At 45.8% G+C, this 20,978-nt stretch carries 14 protein-coding genes and 1 pseudogene; 9 read left to right on the top strand and 6 right to left on the bottom strand.

Annotation, left to right across the window (positions count from 1 at the left end):
• Nucleotides 1-20: 20 nt before the first annotated feature.
• The 4 genes and pseudogenes from QUA07_RS00500 to QUA07_RS00485 form a co-directional block, all read left to right on the top strand.
• Nucleotides 21-2,162: a WcbI family polysaccharide biosynthesis putative acetyltransferase gene (locus tag QUA07_RS00500; RefSeq protein WP_333321544.1), complete on the top strand. Its 2,142-nt coding sequence runs from the start codon at nt 21-23 to the stop codon at nt 2,160-2,162.
• Nucleotides 2,146-2,298 (top strand): tetratricopeptide repeat protein, encoded by a 153-nt coding sequence (locus QUA07_RS00495; protein WP_333321542.1) that lies wholly within the window; start codon nt 2,146-2,148, stop codon nt 2,296-2,298. The genes QUA07_RS00500 and QUA07_RS00495 overlap by 17 nt, the downstream gene beginning before the upstream one ends.
• 12 nt (nt 2,299-2,310) lie before the next feature.
• Nucleotides 2,311-2,601 carry a tetratricopeptide repeat protein gene (locus QUA07_RS00490; protein WP_333321540.1) on the top strand — a complete coding sequence of 97 codons (291 nt, stop codon included), beginning with the start codon at nt 2,311-2,313 and terminating at the stop codon, nt 2,599-2,601.
• A gap of 18 nt (nt 2,602-2,619) precedes the next feature.
• Nucleotides 2,620-2,871: pseudogene (locus QUA07_RS00485) on the top strand (tetratricopeptide repeat protein); the annotation flags it as partial.
• Between the two features lie 261 nt (nt 2,872-3,132).
• Here QUA07_RS00485 and QUA07_RS00480 read toward each other — a convergent pair.
• The 6 genes from QUA07_RS00480 to QUA07_RS00455 form a co-directional block, all read right to left on the bottom strand.
• Nucleotides 3,133-4,770 (bottom strand): tetratricopeptide repeat protein, encoded by a 1,638-nt coding sequence (locus QUA07_RS00480; RefSeq protein ID WP_333321538.1) that lies wholly within the window; start codon nt 4,768-4,770, stop codon nt 3,133-3,135.
• A gap of 402 nt (nt 4,771-5,172) precedes the next feature.
• The gene (locus QUA07_RS00475; protein WP_333321536.1) at nt 5,173-9,774 is read right to left on the bottom strand and encodes a tetratricopeptide repeat protein; all 4,602 of its coding nucleotides are present in this window, start codon (nt 9,772-9,774) and stop codon (nt 5,173-5,175) included.
• Nucleotides 9,775-10,312: 538 nt separating this feature from the next.
• On the bottom strand, nt 10,313-10,918 hold the full coding sequence (locus tag QUA07_RS00470; RefSeq protein ID WP_333227981.1) for a 50S ribosomal protein L25/general stress protein Ctc: 606 nt from the start codon (nt 10,916-10,918) through the stop codon (nt 10,313-10,315).
• Between the two features lie 64 nt (nt 10,919-10,982).
• Nucleotides 10,983-11,351, bottom strand: coding sequence for a hypothetical protein (locus tag QUA07_RS00465; RefSeq protein ID WP_333321534.1), 369 nt, complete (start codon nt 11,349-11,351; stop codon nt 10,983-10,985).
• Nucleotides 11,352-11,401: 50 nt separating this feature from the next.
• On the bottom strand, nt 11,402-11,806 hold the full coding sequence (locus tag QUA07_RS00460) for a hypothetical protein (protein ID WP_333321532.1): 405 nt from the start codon (nt 11,804-11,806) through the stop codon (nt 11,402-11,404).
• A 155-nt stretch (nt 11,807-11,961) separates the two neighbouring features.
• Nucleotides 11,962-13,302, bottom strand: a complete 1,341-nt coding sequence (locus tag QUA07_RS00455) for an adenylosuccinate synthase (RefSeq protein ID WP_333321530.1) — start codon at nt 13,300-13,302, stop codon at nt 11,962-11,964.
• Between the two features lie 392 nt (nt 13,303-13,694).
• Between QUA07_RS00455 and QUA07_RS00450 the strand changes: the two genes are divergently transcribed.
• The 5 genes from QUA07_RS00450 (at nt 13,695) to QUA07_RS00430 (ending at nt 20,901) form a co-directional block, all read left to right on the top strand.
• Entirely contained in the window at nt 13,695-14,732 is a 1,038-nt protein-coding gene (locus QUA07_RS00450; RefSeq protein WP_333321528.1) for an adenosine deaminase, read from the top strand.
• A 249-nt stretch (nt 14,733-14,981) separates the two neighbouring features.
• The gene (locus tag QUA07_RS00445) at nt 14,982-16,286 is read left to right on the top strand and encodes an aspartate aminotransferase family protein (protein WP_333321526.1); all 1,305 of its coding nucleotides are present in this window, start codon (nt 14,982-14,984) and stop codon (nt 16,284-16,286) included.
• Nucleotides 16,287-16,586: 300 nt separating this feature from the next.
• The gene (locus QUA07_RS00440; protein WP_333321524.1) at nt 16,587-18,065 is read left to right on the top strand and encodes a TldD/PmbA family protein; all 1,479 of its coding nucleotides are present in this window, start codon (nt 16,587-16,589) and stop codon (nt 18,063-18,065) included.
• 125 nt (nt 18,066-18,190) lie between these two features.
• A complete protein-coding gene (locus QUA07_RS00435; RefSeq protein WP_333321522.1) occupies nt 18,191-19,537 on the top strand; it encodes a TldD/PmbA family protein in 1,347 nt (448 codons plus the stop codon).
• A gap of 239 nt (nt 19,538-19,776) precedes the next feature.
• The gene (locus tag QUA07_RS00430) at nt 19,777-20,901 is read left to right on the top strand and encodes a class I SAM-dependent RNA methyltransferase (protein WP_333321518.1); all 1,125 of its coding nucleotides are present in this window, start codon (nt 19,777-19,779) and stop codon (nt 20,899-20,901) included.
• The last annotated feature ends 77 nt before the right edge of the window (nt 20,902-20,978 follow it).

Below are 20,978 nucleotides of genomic sequence, written 5' to 3'. Positions count from 1 at the left end.
ATAGAGAGTAAATAACCAAAATGGCTTTACACCCAGATATTCAGGAAGAACCAAACCACAGTCTTGAATTCAATAAACCTCTAAAGTATTGTGTTTATGGAAATTGCCAAGCTGAAAATCTACATTATTATTTGGATTGCTCTCCAACGTTCAAATCAACTTTTACATATCATCATATTCCTGGGATCTATCAACTAACACAATCGGACGTGGATTTTGTAGAATTGGTTATGTCCGATTGTGATTTAATTATTTATCAAAAAATTGGTCATAACTATGGCAAACTATCAACCCAACATCTGTTTGAAGAGAGATTGCAAAAACCTACTTGTACACTGATATCTTTTCCTTCTCTATACTTCAGGGGGTATAATCCAGAGCTTCATCCCCCTCACTACGATGAGACCATAATGTACAACCACATAATTAATTGGTCAAATGCTTCTCATTTTGAAGAAGTATTTCTTAATTTAAATTTGTTTGAGAAAAATGTTTCACTATTTTATGTAGAAGAATCTCTTAATGAATTAGGGCTTCGTGAAGCGGATATTGATCTAAAATTTTCTGATTTTATTCGATCCAATTATAGAAAAGAACGACTTTTTCATACCTTCAATCATCCGACTTCAGGATTAATGGCTGAACTAGCAGGCAGGGTTTTAGAAAAAATAGGTGTTGATGATTTTTCCAAAGAAAATGCTAGAAATATATCTTGTTCCCTTCTATCTAATTTCCATTTTCCACTATATCCAAGTAATGCCCAAAATTTGGATATAGAATTTTCCGAGAATCTTTTATACCGCTATGCTGGTCAAGATTATAATATTCGTGATTTTTATAATCTGATGAGAAAAACAATTAAATCTGCTATAAGAAATAATCAGATGGATTCAAGCTTGCTGAGGATCACACATTTAAAGCTGAGGACTGAAGTCCTAAATACAACACAGACCATAAACGAATTTGTAGGGTATATTGATCAGATTGCTGATAACCAAGTTAAAGGATGGGTTTTTAACCGTAATGATTATGACGATTTTTTAGAGGTTGATATTTATCAAGATGGAATAAAGCTAGATACGGTGAATGCTGAACTTTACCGCCCTGATATCAAAGATGCTGGTTATGGGACTGGAAACTATGGTTTCTGTTATGATTCTCCCGTTTCTTTAAAAAGTAGTCTTATTGTTGTGAAAGTAGCCCATTCAGATTACGAATTGCCCAGGAGTGAAATGTATGCTGACAATCTGCTCTCGCAACTGCATCAGACTCAGGCAGAATTGGAACAATCCCAGTCTCAACTACATCAGACTCAGGAGGTGTTAGAAAAGTACCAGTCTCAACTACATCAGACTCAGGCAGAATTAGAAAAATCCCAGTCCCGACTGCATCAGACTGAAAACAAATTAGAGGAATGGCAAGCTAAGTATCAGCAAATTCAAGAGCAACTCCAACAGGCTAAATCTCAGGGTAGCGCACACCAAACGGAACTACAACAGCGTTGCAGTAGTCTGACAGTTCAATTACATATTCTTTCCGAATTCTATAGCTCTCCTGGTAAAATCAATGAGGCTCCCATCTGCAAGTCTTGGGGAAATATATTTCAAACTCTTGGTCAGATTGACCAAGCTGAACGCTGGTATATTAAAGCTTTAGAAATTCAGTCAGATTTTGCTCCAGCTTTAGCAAATTTGGGCTCAATTTATGCGATGAAACAACAGTGGGAAAAGGCAATTACCGCCTATGAACGAGCGATCGCGATTCAGCCCTGTGCTGGATTTTATCGCAATTTAGCGAAAGTATTTGCCCAACTCAATAATCAAGCCGAAGCCTGTGAGTGTGGGTATGTCGCGTTCATGTTAGAACCTAATACAGCGACAGCAGAAGATTATCTGACTTTAGGAAATACATTATTACAAGTCCAAAAAACCCAACACGCGATGATTTGTTTCCGTCGGGCAGTTTATTTAAAGCCTGATTGTGCAGAAGCTTATGGAAAAATCGGTGATATTCTTCTCTCTCAAGGACAACGGGATGAGGCGATCGCGCATTACCGAAAAACCATAGAAATTAAACCCAATTTGTCAGAGGTACGTCAAAAATTAGGGGGACTTCTGGGACAAACGGGAGAAGTGCAGGCAGGGCATGATCGCGCCGAATAAACAAGTAGAATTGAGCCCGGCCAAGAAATTTTGGAATCAATATAATTTAGCCAATAGTTTATTAGAACAGGAAAAATGGCTCGACGCGGTTGACGCTTATCAGAACGCGATCGGGCTAAACCCGGAGTTTGCCTGATCCTATGATAGTTTGGGCGATGCCCTGTTCAAGTTAGAACGGTGGGAAGAAGCCGCGATCGCCTATGGTAAGTCAAGTAAGTTAAACCCAGACTTTTTTGGCTCTTATCATAACTTAGGGGATGCCCTATTCAAGTTAGAAAAGTGGGAAGAAGCCGCGATCGCCTATGGTAAGTCAAGTAAGTTAAACCCGGAGTTTTTCTGGTCTTATTATAATTTAGGTCAGTGCTTGGAGAAGTTAGAACAATGGGAAGACGCGCTGTGTGCCTATCGTAAGGCTTGTGATTTGAATGGGGAGTTTTAGTTTTCTTCGGCTTATAGTCGTTTAGGCGATTGTTTCATCCGTTTGCAACGTTGGGAGGAGGGGGTTGAGGTTTATCAACAGGCCATAGCCCTTGACCCTAAGTTCTATTGGTCTTATTATCATTTAGGGGAAGCACTGATCCAGTTAGAACGGTGGGAAGACGCGATCGTGCCTTTGCAGGAAGCTATGCAGCTTGACTCAGAGAACTCTCCGTGTTATAGCTATTTAATGAATGTCTTGTTAAAAGCGGTCTCTGAGGAACTGTTGTGAAGATTGCTAGAGAACTTTCGCCGAGATAGACTGCAATAGGGATATGTAACTAAGAACAAATATCTCTAATCATACCATCAAGCATTGTACTTCCTGCTTTCCAGAGAGAAAACACAAAAAAACTGGGATAATTACAAGGCTCAGGAATTTCGATCTTACCATTTGGCAAGGGCTAGGGCATAACCCTTCCCCTGGGGAAATCCTAGCCCGAAAAACCCGGTTTTTGCCAAAAACCGGGTTTCAGAAAAAAGCTCAAGTTTATTACTTCGCCTTTAATTCCAGCCCCCGACGATAAGAAACACTAGCCTCCTTTTGTCGCCCCACCTTAGCCAAGGTATCACCCAACTTATCATAAACCTCAGCTAAATTAGGATTAAGATCGATCGCCTTTTGATAAAACTCGATTGCCCTCTCTGGGATTCCCTTACCCAGCCAAACATCACCCAAACCAGCGTAAGACATAAAATCATCAGGGTGAACCTTCACACATCGATCGTAAGCATTGATCGCCTCATCCCACCGCCCTTGTTTTGCCAAAGCTTCCCCTAAATAATGCTGCGCCTCCCAAGAGTCTGAATTTCGATCGAGAACGCGGCGGTACTGAGCGATCGCCCCATCAAACTGCCCTTGTTCTGCCAAAGCCTTACCTAGCTGCAAATAAAGCTCCGAGTCATCAGACTTAATCTCCACAGCCTTTTGAGCAGCCTCCAAATTGCTGGGATTCAATTTGCTGGCCCTGCGATAACACTTTACCGCCTCATCTAAATCCAGCTCAACATCTTTTTGAAGCGGTTGGACGCGAGCTCTTCTTTGCAGGGCTTCCCCTAAATGACAGTGAACTACATCCGAATCAGGAGCAATTTCCAAAGCTTTGCGATAGGCTGAAATCGCCTCATCATACCGCCCCAACTGATATAGAGCAAACCCCAAATGGTCTTGAGCCTCCAGCGAATTTGGCTCAAACTCAACCGACTTGCGGTAAGCCCCCACAGCTTGATCCCACTTTTGCACTTTCGCCAAAGCATCGCCCAAATGCTGGTAAATCACTGCCGCATTCGGTACGAGATCAAGCGCTTTCCGATAAGATGCGATCGCCTCATCCCACCGCTGCACGATCGACAAAGTATGCCCCAAATAGTGGTGGACGATCGCCGAACCCGGTTCCAACTCAGCGGCTTTCGAGTAAGATGTGATCGCCTCCTCCCATTGACCCTGTGCCGCTAAAGCCGTGCCCAATTTATAGTAAAGCCAATGGAAATCTGGTTTTAACTGAATCGCTTTTCGGTAATAACCCACCGCTTCTGCTAATTCATTCTTACCCTGCAAAGCCTCTGCCAACTTCAGGTACAATTCCCCATCACCCGGATTTAGATCGATCGCCGTTCGCAAGCACTCAATTCCTTCATCAACCTGTCCCTGTCTTGCCAAAGCCTCCCACAAATTTTGGTAAGGCAAAGCCGATTCCGAGTCAAGCTCGATCGCTCTTCGCAAACAACTTATAGATTCATCCAGTTGACCTTGCAAACACAAACCCTTACCCAAACTATTATGAAACTCGTAGAAATCAGGATATATTTCCACAGCTTTGCGGTACGCAGCAACGGCTTCATCTAGATTGCCCTGCTGTTCCAAAACCTCCCCTAAATTATGCCAAGACCAAGCCGAATTCGGGTTAAGTTCGCAGGCCCGGCGGTAACTTTTCTCCGCCCCATCCCGCTGCTCCAATTTCGCCAAAACTTCACCCAAATTGTGGTGATACCAGGAAAAATCCGGGTTGAGTTCAGTACAGCGCTGGTAGGCTGCGGCGGCTTCCTCAAATTTGTCAGATTGTTTCAGGAGATTGCCTTTGTGAAAATAATTAGAAGCAGTCTCTTCATGCACTTGTAATGAGTTATTCATAATTTTGTACCGTATATTTCCTTTTTTTAGCTTGTTGAGACAGGGTTTATAACTACCTTGTATCTGAGAACTTGCACCAATGTCAATCTTCAGGATTCTCGCGCGGGGTGGGGGCGGGTTTTTTAGTCTTTGGGTATTCCTTTAAGCTATCGGTGAACCCGCCCCTACAGGTTTTTGACATTGGTGCAGTCAGGTGAATTGTATCGGTTTTCGGTCTGAGTCACCATCCTCTCGATCCTCCCGACACTCAGAGCGGGCACGGGGGCACCGCCCCTACAGGTTGTTGATTTGTAGGGGTAGTGCCCCCGTGCCTACCCTCCCCACCAACCAGGACAACCGCGGGGGGATTGCCCCTACAAAGAATTAAACAGCCCTGCGTACCTACCCCTCATAGGGATGTTCCTAATGACTCGGCCGCCAATTCTCGTCCTCCAATCGGATACCGCTGTCTTGACAAGCTCTGGTTAAATGAGGGCTGTAGTAAGGGTCATTCTCAATATATTTTTGCCACCGGCTTTCCATCAGCTTCGATTCCTGCTTCAGCCGCTCTTTCTTTTCAGGTGAATCCTCGTAACCCCGGCTTTTAGATTCGTGGTGGTAGAGAACTACATGAGGCAGGTAAATATTGCGGTACCCTTTCTCTAGCATCTTCAAACACAAATCCACATCATTGTAAGCCACTGTTAGCTCCTCGTCAAATCCCCCAACACTTTCAAACACTTCGCGGCGGCACATTAAACACGCAGCAGTTACCGCTGAAACATTGTTCATGCCTACCACATTCCCGAAATATCCAGGAATCGATCGCGGCATATGGTAATAACTGTGACCGGCAACCCCGCCGCCGAGTCCCATCACCACTCCCGCGTGCTGGATTTTGTTATCTGAATATACCAACAAATTGCCCACCGCCCCGATCGAGCTTCTCTGAGCTTGTTCAACCATCCCGTCAATCCAATCGGGAGTAATTACCTCTGTATCGTTATTCAAGAACAACAAGTAATCTCCCTCGGCTTTGCTAGCAGCGTAGTTGTTAATCTTAGAGAAATTGAACGGAATATCTAGGCGATAACTTTTAAACCTCGCTGATTCCTTAGCCCTCCATTTAGCCAGAATTTCCGCCGTGTGTTGCTCTTGACTGCCGTTGTCGATGACGATAACTTCGTAGTTGGGGTACACGCTCTTAGTAAAGATAGACTCCAAGCAATTGTCCAAAACATCCCCCAAATCCCGCGTCGGAATAATGATGCTGACCCGCTTGTAATCCGCTATTTTGTAGCGTGCAATAAAGTGTCCCAAAAAGTAGGGAACCCGTTCAATTTTCCCCGGTTCGCCCCGGCGTTCGATCGCCTCTTGCAAAGCTTTTTGCCCTGCATCATAGGCATAGGGTTTAGCCTCTACACCTCCAGCAGCCGAACCCGCGTGCATTCTCCAGTGATAGAGAATTTTGGGAATATGAAAAATTTTGTCTGTTTTTTCCGTAAACCTCAAAACCAAATCATAATCCTGAGCTCCTTCAAAACCCGGTCTAAAACCGCCGATTTCATTGATTAGCGATCGCCTGTAAGTTCCCAAATGGCAAGTGTACATCCGAGATAAAAATGAATCCGGACTCCATTCTGGCTTGAAGAAAGGATTTATCAGTTCCTGATCCTGATAAATCTTGTCTTCATCTGAATAAATCATGTCCGCTTCCGGGTGGCGGTTCAGCAACAGCACCACTTCATACAACGCCTCTGGTGTCAGCGTATCGTCGTGGTCTAATAAAGATACAAATTCACCCGTCGCCAACTCCAAAGCAGAATTAGAACAGTGAGAAATGTGACCGTTTTTGGTTCTGTAAGCTACTTTGATCCGGCTATCTTGGGCTGCATATTCTTGCAAAATTTGCTTGACATGAGGCGCGGTTGATGCGTCATCCGCAATGCACAATTCCCAATAAGGATATATCTGATTGAGAACTGATTCTATTGCCTCCTGCAAATAATTTTCTGGCGTATTGTAAGCAGGCATGACAATACTAATCAGCGGCTTGTAGTTAAAGATTTCTAATGTTTCCGCCATCTTACGCAAGTCAGCTTCTCTGGGGCTGTTCTTAGCGCGCCACTTGGTGTAAGCTGGGTCTTGACCGAGGAATAGCGAATCTCGTAAGTTTTGATAATCCAAACCAAAAAGTTTCGGATCGAGTTTGCTCGCCGTCTGATAAGCTTCCAAAGCTTCCGAAAGCTTGTCTTGTTTAGCTAAAGTTTTGGCTAAATTGTGGTACGACCAGCCAAAGTCAGGAGCAACCTCGATCGCTTTCCGATAAGCAACAACAGCTTCATCAAGCCGACCTTCTTCTTGAAATACATCCGCTAAGTTGTGGTGGGACCAAACAAAATTTGGATTCAGTTCAGCCGCTTTCTGATAGCTTTTAATAGACTCATCAACTTTACCCATCCATTTCAGGACATCGCCTAAATTGTGGTGAGTTCCAAAGTAATTGGGATTAATTGAAATTGCTTTGCGGTAGGCGGCCACAGCCTCAGCAAATTTACCTTCTTCTTGCAGAGACGCCCCTAATTCGTGGTACTCGGTAGCTACCCCAGGGGTGTGTTCGATCGCATTTCCAGAATTTCCGTGAACAGCGCGATCGCTCTTTTCCGCCCCCCTACTTACACCCTTTTTTTTTAACACCTCTTCTAACCGCCCAGAAATAGCCTTGTCATCAGGCCGAATTTGCAACGCCATCTGATAAAAGACGATCGCCCCATCCGGCCAACTGTGCCGCACCAAAGCATTAGCCAACTCAACATAAAGATCCGCATCATTCGGCGCAATCTCCAGCGCCTTGTGATACAACTGCACGTCATCAGGATTCTCCTGAATCGCGCGTCGGTACAAACGCATCGCCTCCTTCAAATCCCACTGCGATCGCATCCTCAAAGCATCAGCCAACTTTTGCGAAAGCCACGGCAAATCCGCCTGAATTTCCGCAGCGCGGCGGTAAGCGGCGATCGACTCATCCCACCGTTCCAGCTTCTCAAAAGCCGTTGCCATGTTGTAATAAGTCCACGGAAAATCAGGATTTAACTCGGCGGCGCGCCGGTAAACATCGATCGCTTCCTCCCACCTTTCCATTTCTAGCAGCACGTCGCCCAACTTGCTCTGCGACCAGAAAAAATTCGGATTAACTTCGTTAGCACGCCGGTAGGCCACAACTGCCTCATCCCAACGTTCCAAATTCACCAGCGATTCTGCTAAATTGTTGTGCGCCCAAAAATGGTCGGGATTGAGTTCGATCGACCTTTGGTAAGCCGAAATTGCCTCTTCCCACCGTTCCAATTTAATCAGCGAGTCTGCTAAGTAGTTGTGCGACCAGCTAAAATCAGGATTTAATTCTGTTGCTTTGCGGTAAGCCTCTACAGCTTCTTCCCACCGTTCCAGCTTCAGCAACACATCGGCTAAATTGTTGTGAGACCAGCTAAAATCAGGATTTAATTCGATCGCCTTGCGGTAAGCATTTACAGATTCTTCCCACCGTTCCAACTTAACCAGCGACTCAGCTAAATTGTTGTGCGACCAAGAAAGATCAGGATTGTTTCTAATGGCATTAGTGTAAGCTTCTACCGCCGCTTCCCACTGTTCTTGACCCTTAAGAATTTCCCCCAATTCGTGATAAGCTACGCCAGCATTTGGGTTCAACTCAACCGCGCGCCGGTAACACTCAATTCCCTTATCTACCTTACCTTGCTCGATCAAAGTTTTGGCTAAATTCTCGTGTTCTTCAGCCGTCCCGGATTTGGGGTCGATCGCAAATGCTCGATACCAAGCCTCAGCCGCCTCCTCTGACTTGCCTAACTGCGTCAAAAGTTTTGCAAAATTGCGAAAAGCACCTGCAAAATCCGGTTTCAGGGCGATCGCCTTTTCGTAAGCTGAAACCGCTTGCTGCCACTGTTCTTGCTGGGCGCAAATGCTGCCGTAATTAGCGTATGCTTCGGCAAAATTTGGGTTAATTTCTATTGCTTTGACATAGCAACTTTTAGCTTCATCAATTTTCCCACCCGCTTGCAGGGCGTTGCCCAGCATTTTGTAAAGCGGCGCTTCCGGCTTAATTTGCAGTGCCTTCTTGCAAGCTGCGATCGCCTGTTCCAATTTGCCCTGAGCAAAATAGCCTTCTGCTAGTATTTTGTATGCTTCTGGATCTTCTATATTAATTGTAGAATTAACTGCCTGCTGAACTGGCGGATTAACTGGCGGCTGCACTGCCTGCTGCACTGGTGGCTTAACTGCGGTTGCTGCGGGCTGCTGCTTAACTGCACCGTTTGTCGCCGTTGCACCCGCCAAGGTTTGCTGTCCCTCGCTGCCATTTCTCGCATTAGCTGCGTTTAGTTCAATAGCTTTGCGATAATATGCTGTCGCTTCCTCTAACTTGCCTTGTTTTTTTAGCGCTTCGCCCAAATTTTGGTAAGCAGTAGCGACATTAGGATTTAATTTTATGGCGCGATCGTAACAAGCGATCGCTTCGGGGTATTTTTCCTGCCGAAAAAAAGCGTCGCCCATATTCAAGTGTTCCCCCGGCGCTACTTTTTCCGGTTCCAAACTAAATGCTTGATACCAGCACTGCTGGGCTTCTTCCGGTTTGCTAATTTGTCCGAATACTTTTGCTAAATTCCGGTACACTCCCGCGAAATTCGGCTTAATCGCGATCGCCTTTTGATAAAATCCGATCGCCTCCTGCCATTTTTGCTGCTGCGCGCCAAGACTACCTAAATTCGCGTATACTTCCGCAAAATTCGGTTCTATTTCAATCGCTTTAGCGTACCAGTGCCGCGCCTCTTCCATCCTGCCTTGAGCTTGCAGCGCGTTGCCCAAAGTTTTGTAAGCTGGTGCAAAATTGGGGTGAATCTTCAAAGCTTGCTCGCAGGAGGCGATCGCTTCTTCTATTTTTCCTTGGGATAAGTATGTTTCTCCCTGTTGGTTAAATTGAACCGCTGTTGATTCTGTATTCACTGTTGATGGCATATGGGCGGCGGCTCCAGAGGCAGGAATTAAATAGGGTAGTCAAAACGTTTCACAATTATACTCGCGTTTGACACTAACAGAACCGGACTTGTTCCCCCAATTCTTAATTTTTTTGACTCCGGGTGCTGGCGAGGAACCGGGATTCTCGGCTAATTTTTTGATTTTACGGCTAAATATGTAAGAATCAGTAAGGTTTCTGGCGGATTTTCGCGCCAGTTCCGACTCTTGTAGCTTCTGGTTGATCGCAGGTTTTGTAAAGCAAAGTAAACACTGCAGGTTTTTGCTTGTGGGATAATTGCTGGTGGTGTGGAGGGGAACTCGCCTAAAAAGATATTACGGGCTAGCTCTAAGCCCACCCCACAAGAAAGTAATTCACTGTTTGTGGAACAGGCATCTTGCCTGTTTCTGAGCAGGGCGCAAAATGTGCGATCGAACCCAAACGAGAATAGCCTTTTTAGCAAAAAACGATCGCCCTTTTGGGAGAAAGCGATCGCCCTTTTTTTTCAACAATTAGTTAACAACTATTAGCAATTACTAATTAAGCTGCTGCGGCTGCGTCTTCTTCTGCGTCTTCGGCTTCAGAACCTGCTTGAATTCCCAGCACGCTAACAACCACCTGATCTGGTTCGCCGAGAGCTACCACTCCTGCAGGCAAAACTAATTCGTGAATGTGCAGCGCATCCCCAACCTTTAAATGAGAAATATCTACTTCAATTGCTTCAGGAATGCTGTCAGGTTTGCACTTAGCTGCGAGTTGCGTCAGCACCGTATCCAAGATGCCGCCTTCTAACTTGACGCCGACAGGTTCGCCGACAAAACGCAGTGACAATTCAACTTCCAGGCTGTCTTGAGTCGCCACGGAGAAAAAGCTCAGGTGGTAAGGATAGCCCTTCCAAGGATGAACTTGCACTTCCCGGAGCAAGGTTTTGCCGCTCCAAGAGAGGTCGGGAATGCTGAGGTCAATTAGGGCATTGTTGACTACGTGCTTTTTGAGCAGGTGTTCAACTGTTTTGGCTTTGATGGTAAGGGAAATGGATTCAGAGCCTTTGTGACCGTAGAGGACGGCGGGAATCAATCCAGAGCGGCGGAGGGCGTTAGGTTTGCTGCCTTCTGCCCGCTTTTGACATTCTACTGCGAGTTCCATTTTCTGACTTTCTGCTAATTGTTTTCACATTTTACCAGAATTGTGATATTGCGATCGCGCTCAATTAAATTCGCTGGAGGTATTGATAGTTTTCGTTTTCCACACACTTCAGCAATTCCAGCATTTTTCTCAGACGGTACGTTCCTGATTGATACTCTTCTTTTGAAGGGTAATCACCAAGCTTAGTAAGAACTGCATCGCTTTCACTGATGATTGCTTCGCTGAAAATTTTCTTGAACTGCTGGCGAATATCTTGATTTAATTCAACTAAAGGCAGAATTACATTTTCTTCATCTAGGTAAATTTTGGTTTCGATTGATTCGCCACCTATTTTTGAAAATGCTGATTTTGCTAACCACTCGTAAGTAGCTGCTGTTATTCTTACACTATCGGACGGTTCACCATTGGCTGAATAAAAACTGATGTCAAACATTGGGATTACTCCTGCTACTCAACATCTAGAAACTCGTTCAAAGGAATATTTTATGCATAAGCTATAACTGCTTTAATAAATTTAGCCTTGCCAGGTCCAGAAATTCTATCGGCACTTTCAACTGCAATGACAGTAGCAGTATCAATAATTTCATTAACTGCTTTTCCTGAAAGGTATGTGGTTTTGATTTCTATATGCGGTAAGTTTGTTTTTCTTTCCTCTAAGGTTGACTGTGAATCTTTGATATTTTCTCTAGTGTATTGATTATGAATATCCCGGATTATTTCTTTTACTTGCGATGCCTCATTTGGAGCGACAATCAAAATGTCTCCTTTCGGATAGTTGCCAGTAGTTCTCTGGGATGCAATGCCAGCTTCAGCTAACTTTCCGATTACCCAGCCAACCAAATCTCGATGAAGGGTTAGTTGGTAGATCAGACGATCTTCATCGGTCATTGGAGCCTCGTCACACATGAGATAAGCTGTCGCGCATTTAAATTGCATCTTCTGGGCGGGCGGGACGCCCACCCCACAAGAGTTTTATTGTTTTTTGACATACAATTTAAATCCAGAACAGCTTAGACCCTTTTTGTCTATTATAACTAAACCTGTTATGATTGTGCTGCTACTGGCGTACCGTCAGCAGAGAGCAAAGCGCGTTTCGGGCCGTGAATCGGGTCTTCTACAATGATAGTTTGGTCGCGGCTCGCACCGAGAGAAACGATTGCGATCGGCACTTCCATCAAATCTGCCAAAAACTTCAGATAATTCAAAGCTTGCGGCGGTAAATCTTCCAAATTCCGGCACTCTTCCGTAGACTGTTTCCAACCGGGAAGGGTTTCGTAAATAGGTTTGCACCGAGCAAATATCCGGGAACTTTTCGGGAAATCAACACATTTTTCGCCGTCAATTTCGTAAGCAACGCAAACTTTTATTTCTTCTAATTCATCCAACACATCTAGTTTGGTAATTGCCAGACAGTCAAGGCCGTTGATGCGGACTGCGTAGCGGCCGATTACTGCGTCGAACCAACCGCAGCGGCGTTTTCTGCCCGTTGTCGTGCCGAATTCTGCACCTCTCTCGCCCAAAACTGCTCCTATTCCATCTACCATTTCGGTAGGGAAGGGGCCTTCTCCGACGCGGGTTGTATAAGCTTTTGCTACGCCAATTACGCGATCGATCGCTGTTGGGCCGACTCCGGTTCCCACACAAGCACCGCCAGCGATGGGATTGCTGGAAGTAACGTAAGGATAAGTACCGTGATCTAAGTCTAATAAAGTGCCTTGCGCGCCTTCAAACAGAATATTTTTCCGCTTGTAAATTCCCTCATAAATCTTCAGGGAACTATCAACTACGTGCGGCCGCAAACGTTCCGCATAAACTCGATATTCATCAATTACGTCTTGCGGATTTAAAGGCGGCAAATTGTAGAGTTTTTCGAGAAGGACATTTTTACAATTAATCGTCCATTCCAATTGTTCTTGCAACCCTTCCAAGTCCATTAAATCGAGCATCCGAATGCCGGTACGTTCCGACTTGTCGGCGTAAGTAGGGCCGATGCCGCGTCCCGTCGTCCCGATTTTATAATTTCCCCGCTGCGTTTCCGATGCTACATCAATTAATCGATGATAGGGCATCGTGACGTGAGCCGTCTCCGAAATCATCAGGGAGGCTGTCGAAATATTCAGTGCCTCTAGCTGATCTAACTCTGCAATTAAAACTTTAGGGTCGATGACCGTGCCACAGCCGATAATACACTCTTTATCAGGGTAGAGAATCCCGGACGGAATTAAATGCAGCTTGAAAGTCTGACCGTTAACTACCACGGTGTGACCCGCGTTGACGCCCCCTTGGTAGCGGACAACGATATCTGCGGATTTGCTGAGCAAATCGGTAATTTTGCCTTTTCCTTCATCGCCCCACTGGGCGCCGATCACAACTACGTTAGCCAAGGGTTTCTCGCGTTCAGTTCAGGTTGACACAATCTCCGATTATGTATGAACGTGTCCCGGATGTCAAATAAATTTTTGTTACAATTGAAAGACTTGAGGCTGTATTGCTCTCATCAACCCACTTCCAGCACTATCGGGGGACTTGGGAAGGGAGAGTAGGAGAGGGGAAGAAGGGGAGAGGATTTGACGAGTTTTTATGGGAATCCCATGTGCAGCTTAAATATGGAAGAGTTTACCTGCTGGATGTTGTTGGCTAGTATTTGGGAAAACCCGGTTTCTGGCCACTGATGCGTCTAGGACTAAATTACAAATTCTTCAATCCTTCAATTCTTCAATCCTTCAATCCTTCAATTCTTTCAATCTAAAATCTAAAATCTAAAATCTAAAATCGCATGACTTTACACGCTGAGTTGCACCGCCATCTGGGTGGTTCTGTTGTTCCTAGGGTGCTGTGGCGGTATTTCGATCGCCACAATGCTGAGATGGTTAATCGATTTCAAGAATACTCGGAGTTTGAGGAGTTTTACACTCGTCCGCGCAATACTCTCAATGAGTATTTGGAACTGCACACGCTGGTAGAAAGCGTTCAAACTGTTGAGACATTGCCTTATTTCATCTATCGGTTGATGCGGGGCGCTTACGTGTTTGAAAATCTGGCTTATTTGGAATTGCGCTATACGCCTTATTTGCGGACTCCAGAACATTTGAATCAGTCAGAACGCATTGATTTGATGGCAGAAATTGTAAAGGTTGTGGGCAAGGCAAGTCAAATTAGCGATTGTCCGATTGTTACTAGCCAAATTTTGTGTATGCACTCGCGTTTGCCTTATGAAGTGAATCGGGCGATTGTAGATTTGGCCGCACAAATGGGAGAATACGTTTGCGCGATCGATCTAGCTGGCGGCGATGCTGCTATTGGCGATCGTTTGGAGGAGTTTGTCGGATTGTACCAGTACGCGAGGTCGATCGGCATCAAAACTACCGGCCACCTCTACGAAACTACCTCTGGCTGTTATCCCGAACTTTTGCCCTATCTGATGCGTATCGGCCACGGGATTCAAATTCCGTTAAAATATCCCGAACTGCTGCCAGAAGTCGCGCGCAGGGGTCAATGCTTGGAAGTTTGTCCGACTACCTATCTCAAAACGGGGACGTTGCAGGATATGCGCGAATTGAAGGTTGTGTTCGATCGATGTTTTGAAGCTGGCGTCGATATTGCCATTTGCACCGACAACGCGGGATTGCACAACGTGCGATTGCCTTTCGAGTACGAGAATTTGTTAACTTTGGATATCATTGATTTTCGGCAGTTGCAAGCGTGTCAAGAAGCAGCTTTTCGCCATGCTTTCGCGTGGCCCTACGGGGAGCGGCCTGTGAAAATGCTAACTGGTTTGTTGCAGCATGAGTCTGTGGAGGCGATCGTTAATTAAAGAATATCTATTTAATTAACCACAAAGGCGCGAAGGAAAAGAAAGAAGAAGATAGGTAGATGTCTTCAGGCAAATACTCTACTTCAAAATGATAAAAACCTCTTTCTTCTCTTCCTTCGCGCTCTTTGCGTCTTCGCGGTTCGTTTAAAAAAGATATTTGTAAAATTATAATAAGCGTCTGGCGATCTCCAATCCGTAGCAAGTTATAGTTTGAAGGCAGAATCATCAATATAAAAAGATAAAAAAACGATGACAAATATGGACGCTTACTGGATGCCATTCACTGCCAACCGACAGTTTAAAGCGAATCCGCGAATATTGGTTTCGGCAAAAGATATGCACTTTACAAGCGATGATAACCGCTCAATTTTGGATGGTACTGCAGGGCTTTGGTGCGTGAATGCAGGACACGCCCGCGAGACAATTGCCGAAGCAGTTAAACAGCAGGTTTTGCGTTTGGATTACTCTCCGGCTTTTCAGATGGGACATCCGGGCGCTTTTGAATTGGCGGAACGTTTGGTAAAGATGATTCCGGGCAATTTCGATCGCGTTTTCTTTACTAATTCGGGTTCGGAATCTGTAGAAACTGCTTTAAAAATTGCGATTGCTTATCACCGGGTAAAAGGTGAAGGAACTCGCCAAAGATTAATCGGGAGGGAACGCGGCTATCACGGCGTTGGTTTTGGAGGAATTTCTGTCGGCGGTATCGGTACAAACCGCAAGTTTTTTGGCAGTTTGCTGACGGGAGTCGATCATTTGCCTCACACTCACAATCTCGAACACAATGCTTTCAGCCGCAAACAACCGGAATGGGGAGCACATTTGGCGGATGAATTGGAGCGGATTGTCGCTTTGCACGATGCGTCGAATATTGCAGCGGTAATTGTGGAACCTGTGGCTGGTTCTACAGGGGTTTTGATTCCCCCGAAAGGTTATTTGGAGCGGCTGCGGGCGATTTGCGACAAATACGGAATTCTGCTGATTTTTGATGAGGTAATTACCGGATTCGGACGGCTTGGCTCTAGTTTTGCTACGGAATATTTTGGGGTGGTTCCGGATATTGTGACGGCTGCCAAAGGGATAACTAACGGTACGGTGCCGATGGGGGCGGTGTTTGTGAAAGAAGGCATTTATGATGCTTTTATGAATGCTCCTGAAAATGCGATCGAGCTTTTTCACGGTTATACTTATTCTGGTCATCCTCTGGCTTGTGCGGCTGCTTTGGCGACGCTGGATATTTATGAGGAAGAAAGGTTATTTGAACGAGCCGATAAGATGGCTGGTTACTGGGAAGATGCGGTGCATTCTTTGAAGGGAGTGCGGCACGTAATTGATGTTCGGAATCTGGGACTTGTGGCGGGGATTGAGTTGGAATCTATTGCTGGCAAGCCAGGGAAACGGGCTTTTGATTGTTTTCTTCAGTGCTATGAAAAAGGCTTGCTGATTCGCACGACTGGTGATATTATTGCTTTGTCGCCACCGCTAATAATTGAGAAGGAACATATCGATAAAATCGTGGAAATTTTAACTGGGGTTTTGCAGGAGATGGAGTAGGATGTAACGAACCGCGAAGGCGCGAAGGACGCGAAGGAAGAGAAAGAAGAAGATGTTTTCAGGTAATAACTCTACTTAGAAATGACATCAAATTCGTTGGAAGCGGAATTATTTATCTCTCTCTTTTCTTCCTCTGCGGTCTCTGCGGTCTCTGCGGTTTAATCATTCCGAAACAACCGTAAACGATATGAAAAATACCTCTCTCTTTCCTTCCTTCGCGCTCTTTGCGTCTTCGCGGTTCGTTCAAAAAATTGAAAAGCGCTATAATAATTGACAACTAACGATGAATGACGAATAACTATGGTGCAATTAACTGCAAAAATCTCTGCTAACGAGTTAGCAAATTTGGCTGTAGATTTGATTCGGAAAACAGGTTGCGAGTACGGTGATGTGCGTTTTTGCAGTTATCGAAGGCAGAATCTTTACGCGCGCGATCGATCTTTAAGTCAACTGTCAGATAATGTAAGTTCCGGTTTTGGCGTGCGGGTGCTTCTAGACGGCGCTTGGGGGTTTGCCGCCAGTCACAGCAAAACACCCGCAGAGGTTGCAAGAATAGTCGCTTTGGCTGTAGAAATCGCTAAAGGCAGCCGCTTAACTCAAAAGGAACCGGTGCGGTTAGTGCCTGTCGAAAAATATGTCGATACCTACATTACTCCCATCACCATTGACCCTTTTTCTGTACCCGTTGCTGAGAAAGCTGAACTGCTGCTAACTATTAACGAGAAGCTGCTAGCACACAGCGCACAAGGCATCAAAAAAGCTTCTTCTTTTTTGCAGTCCAGCCGCGAAGACAAGGTTTTTGCTTCCACAGAAGGCTCGCTAATCGAACAAACAATCTACCGGAGCTATCCGGGTTTTAACTGTACGGCAATTGCGGGCGGCGATGCCCAAAGTCGCAGTTACGAACGCCCTCCACTTAATATCGGTTACGAACATATTAATCCCGATGATTTGTTGAGTCAAGTCGAAAGAGTTGCCGCCGAAGCTATTGAGAAAGTGCGCGCTCCCAAAATCCCTGCTGGTATTTGCAAATCCCTGATTCTCCAGCCGACAAATTTGTATTTGACAATCCACGAATCTGTAGGACATCCAACTGAATTAGACCGGGTTTACGGTTACGAATCTAATTTTGCTGGTACGAGCTTTGCTACTACTGATAAGTTAAATAAACTGCAATATGCTGCACCTTGGGTTAATTTTAAGTGCGATCGCACTCAACCAGGTGGCCGCGGTACAATGGGTTACGATGATGAGGGCGTAAAATCACAAGAGTGGTACATTGTTAAGGATGGGATTTTAGTTGATTATCTCACTGACAGAGAGACGGCTTATCGCCTCGGACGCGGTAGCAGCAACGGTTCTGCTTACGCTGACAGTTGGTCGAGCGTGCCGATGGTGAGAATTCCCAATTTGGGATTAGAGCCGGGCCCGGATGGCGGCAGCCATACTGCTACTTTGGCAGAGATGATTGCGGATACGGAAGACGGGATTTTAATCGACGGTATGGGTAGTTATTCGATCGACCAGCAACGGCGCAATTTTCAATTCGGCGGCGATGCTTTTTGGAAGGTGGAAAAAGGTAAAGTTGTCGGTATGTTGAAGGATGTAACTTATCAGGCGATGACTACTGATTTCTGGAATCAAATAGATGCGATCGGGCCGGCTTCGGAGCAGGTTCAGTGCGGTACTAATATATGCGGAAAGGGCGAGCCGATGCAGGTTGCTCAAATGACTCACGCTTGTGTGCCGGTGCGAGTGAGAAATATTCAAATTGGGTAATAGGACATGGGACACGGGGCATCGGTTCTTAGTTATTAGTTAATTGCTAACAATGCCCAATTTGCAATACCCAATTCGCAATGCCCAATTCGCAATGCCCAATTCGCAATGCCTAATTACCAATCATGATTGTAACAACATCGCCCGCACTTTTAAGTGAAGACCAAGCCTTATCTGTAGTAGAAAAAGCAGTCAAATTATCCAAAGCAGAGGAAGTATTTGTCAGTCTCTCTACTGGCGAGGAATCTCTTTCCCGATTCTCGGAAAATCAAATCAGCCAAAATATTAGCAAAACTGTATTTAACCTGAGCATTACTAGCTATTTTGGCAACAAAAGCGCCTCTGCTGCTGTTACAGAATTTGATGAAGATGCGATCGCCTCCGCAGTTAAGCGATCGGAAGAATTGGCCCGAATTGCGCCGGCAGACCCCGAATGGATGCCGCTGCTGCCACCTCAAACCTACGATTTGCGATCGCCCGCATTCGACGCAGCAACCGCAACTATATCGCCTCTAGCGCGGGCCGAATTGGTGCAGCAAGCTTGCGCCAGATCCTCCCAGGGGGGCGCTCATGGTTCGGGCACTTTGAGCACTGACGCGTCGCTGTACGCGATCGCCTCGTCAACCGGACTCCGCGCCTGCAATCATTCTACAGAGGCGGATTTCAGCTTTACTGCTCGCATTGAAGACGGTTCTAGTTGGGCTCAGAGCACTGCTTGGAGTATCAACGAATTGCCGATCGCCGAATTAGCAGAACAAGTGCTCGATCGCGCGATCGCATCTCGCAACCCGCGCCCCATCACCCCTGGCGTTTATCCGGTAATCTTTGACGGCGCTGCTTTTGCGGGCTTGCTACCGTGGGTGATTTGGGGGCTGGATGCGAGGGCGGCGGATGAGGGGCGATCGTTTATGTCGATCGCGGATGCAGAGGGAAAACCAGCGGGAAACCGCGCGGGGGAACAACTTTTTAGCCCGTTAGTGCAAGTGCAGCGCGATCCGGCTCATCCTTTGCTGCGATCGAATACTTTTTTCGGCGACGGATTGAGCAATAACTATTTGGAAATCATCCAAGATGGCGTCCCTCAAAGTTTGTCTTATTCCCGCTACTGGGCCGCACAAAAAGGCAAAGAGGCAAAAGGTGCTTATTACCCGATCGTGATGACAGGTTCCGACCAAAGTTTAGCAGATTTAGTTGCTCAAACCGAGCGAGGAATTTTCGTCAGTCGAGCTTGGTACGTGCGCTACGTTAATCCGAAAACATTGGAAGTAACGGGAATGACTCGCGACGGTACTTTTTGGATTGAGGATGGCAAAATTGCTTACCCGATTAAAAACCTGCGTTTCAATCAAGTTTTACCTGATATGTTGCGCGATGTGGATGCAGTTAGTGCGGTGAAGCGTTACGGCGGTAGTGTCGTGCCCGGAGTGCGCGTGAAAGCTTTTAATTTTACGAGTATTACTGACAGTTTGTGACTTGCAAGGGTGAGGTGCGCGGAAACCCACCCGGAGGAGGTGGGTTTTTGTGTCGGTAAGGTCGATCGGGTGCGGGTTCGGGCGATCGCCTGTTAACAAAGCTGTTCGGAAAGTTAGTATTTTTTTTACCGAGGCATCTAGCTTAAGGTAGAGTATTGTTTGTGAGAGTTAGGATTTAAACCAGCTACTATCTAATTTAGAGCGATCGAGAAAAAGCAATTACCAATTACCAATTATCAATGAATCAATATTTTGCTACAGTTGCGCGCGGTTTAGAAACTATTGCCGCCCAAGAATTAGAACGTTTAGGGGCCCAGGATGTCAAGCCAGATTTTACAGGGGTTTACTTTGCGGGCGATCGCGCTTTATTGTACCGCGTCAATCTTTGGTCGAGAACAATTTTTCGAGTGCTAATGCCGATCGCCGAATTCCGGTGTTACAACTCGGATATGCTCTACCGCGAAGTGCAGAAAATCCCCTGGGACGAATACTTATATCCCGAAAATACTTTAGCAGTAAACTGCACCGGCGGCAACGAAAAGTTGAACCACACTCACTTTACAGCTTTGCAGGTCAAAAATGCGATCGCCGACCAACAGCGCCTTCAATTTAACAAGCGTTCTAATGTTGATGTAGAGCATCCCGATTTACTAATTAACATTCACATTCATCGAGACAACTGTATTTTAAGTTTAGACAGTTCTGGCGGCAGTTTGCACCGCCGGGGATATCGACCGGCGATGGGGCTTGCTCCCCTCAAAGAAACCCTAGCTGCGGCTTTGTTGGAGATGGCAGAATGGACGCCAGATTTGCCGTTTTTAGACCCGATGTGCGGTTCTGGAACTTTGCCTTTGGAAGCGACTTTAAAGGGATTGAATATTGCACCGGGATTGTTTCGAGAAAAGTTTGGATTTATGACTTGGCGGGATTTTGACGAACCTTTGTGGGATAAATTGTGGGCCGAAGCTGAAAATAGCGAATTGCCGGAGCTTAAAGAGGTGATTGCAGGGTGCGATCGCGATTTCGATATGTTAACTCAAGCTCGCACGAACGCGCAGCAAGCTGGTATTTCCGGTAAGATTCAGTTTGCTCAAACCGAGTTATCTCAGTTGGAAGCCCCCGCAGACAGAGGCGTTTTGATTTGCAATCCTCCCTACGGAGAGCGCCTGGGAGATGCTAGCGAATTGGGAGATTTGTACAAGATGTTGGGGGATATTTTCAAGAATCGTTTTAAAGGTTGGAATGCGTTTATTTTGACAGGAAATAAGGAGTTGGGTAAAAAGGTGGGACTCAGGACATCGCGGCGTATTCCGGTTTTTAATGGATCGATTCCGTGTACTTTGCTCAAATATGAACTGTATTAGAGGATCGGAGCAGGGAAAATAGCGGTAATGAGGAAGCTACTGGAAAAGTGGAGAACCAAGAAAGCAGAAGATAGGTG

Origin of the sequence: Microcoleus sp. T3_A4, from assembly GCF_036700465.1 — a bacterium.
Lineage (GTDB): Bacteria > Cyanobacteriota > Cyanobacteriia > Cyanobacteriales > Microcoleaceae > Microcoleus.
Note: the sequence above shows the minus strand (reverse complement) of the source record. Positions and strands in the feature narration are given on the sequence as shown.

Coding starts and splice junctions, on each gene's coding strand:
- QUA07_RS00445 (WP_333321526.1), top strand. CDS start 14,982: ATGACAAATATGGACGCTTACTGGATGCCATTCACTGCCAACCGACAG.
- QUA07_RS00495 (WP_333321542.1), top strand. CDS start 2,146: ATGATCGCGCCGAATAAACAAGTAGAATTGAGCCCGGCCAAGAAATTT.
- QUA07_RS00435 (WP_333321522.1), top strand. CDS start 18,191: ATGATTGTAACAACATCGCCCGCACTTTTAAGTGAAGACCAAGCCTTA.
- QUA07_RS00475 (WP_333321536.1), bottom strand. CDS start 9,774: ATGCCATCAACAGTGAATACAGAATCAACAGCGGTTCAATTTAACCAA.
- QUA07_RS00470 (WP_333227981.1), bottom strand. CDS start 10,918: ATGGAACTCGCAGTAGAATGTCAAAAGCGGGCAGAAGGCAGCAAACCT.
- QUA07_RS00480 (WP_333321538.1), bottom strand. CDS start 4,770: ATGAATAACTCATTACAAGTGCATGAAGAGACTGCTTCTAATTATTTT.
- QUA07_RS00430 (WP_333321518.1), top strand. CDS start 19,777: ATGAATCAATATTTTGCTACAGTTGCGCGCGGTTTAGAAACTATTGCC.
- QUA07_RS00450 (WP_333321528.1), top strand. CDS start 13,695: ATGACTTTACACGCTGAGTTGCACCGCCATCTGGGTGGTTCTGTTGTT.
- QUA07_RS00460 (WP_333321532.1), bottom strand. CDS start 11,806: ATGACCGATGAAGATCGTCTGATCTACCAACTAACCCTTCATCGAGAT.
- QUA07_RS00500 (WP_333321544.1), top strand. CDS start 21: ATGGCTTTACACCCAGATATTCAGGAAGAACCAAACCACAGTCTTGAA.
- QUA07_RS00440 (WP_333321524.1), top strand. CDS start 16,587: ATGGTGCAATTAACTGCAAAAATCTCTGCTAACGAGTTAGCAAATTTG.
- QUA07_RS00465 (WP_333321534.1), bottom strand. CDS start 11,351: ATGTTTGACATCAGTTTTTATTCAGCCAATGGTGAACCGTCCGATAGT.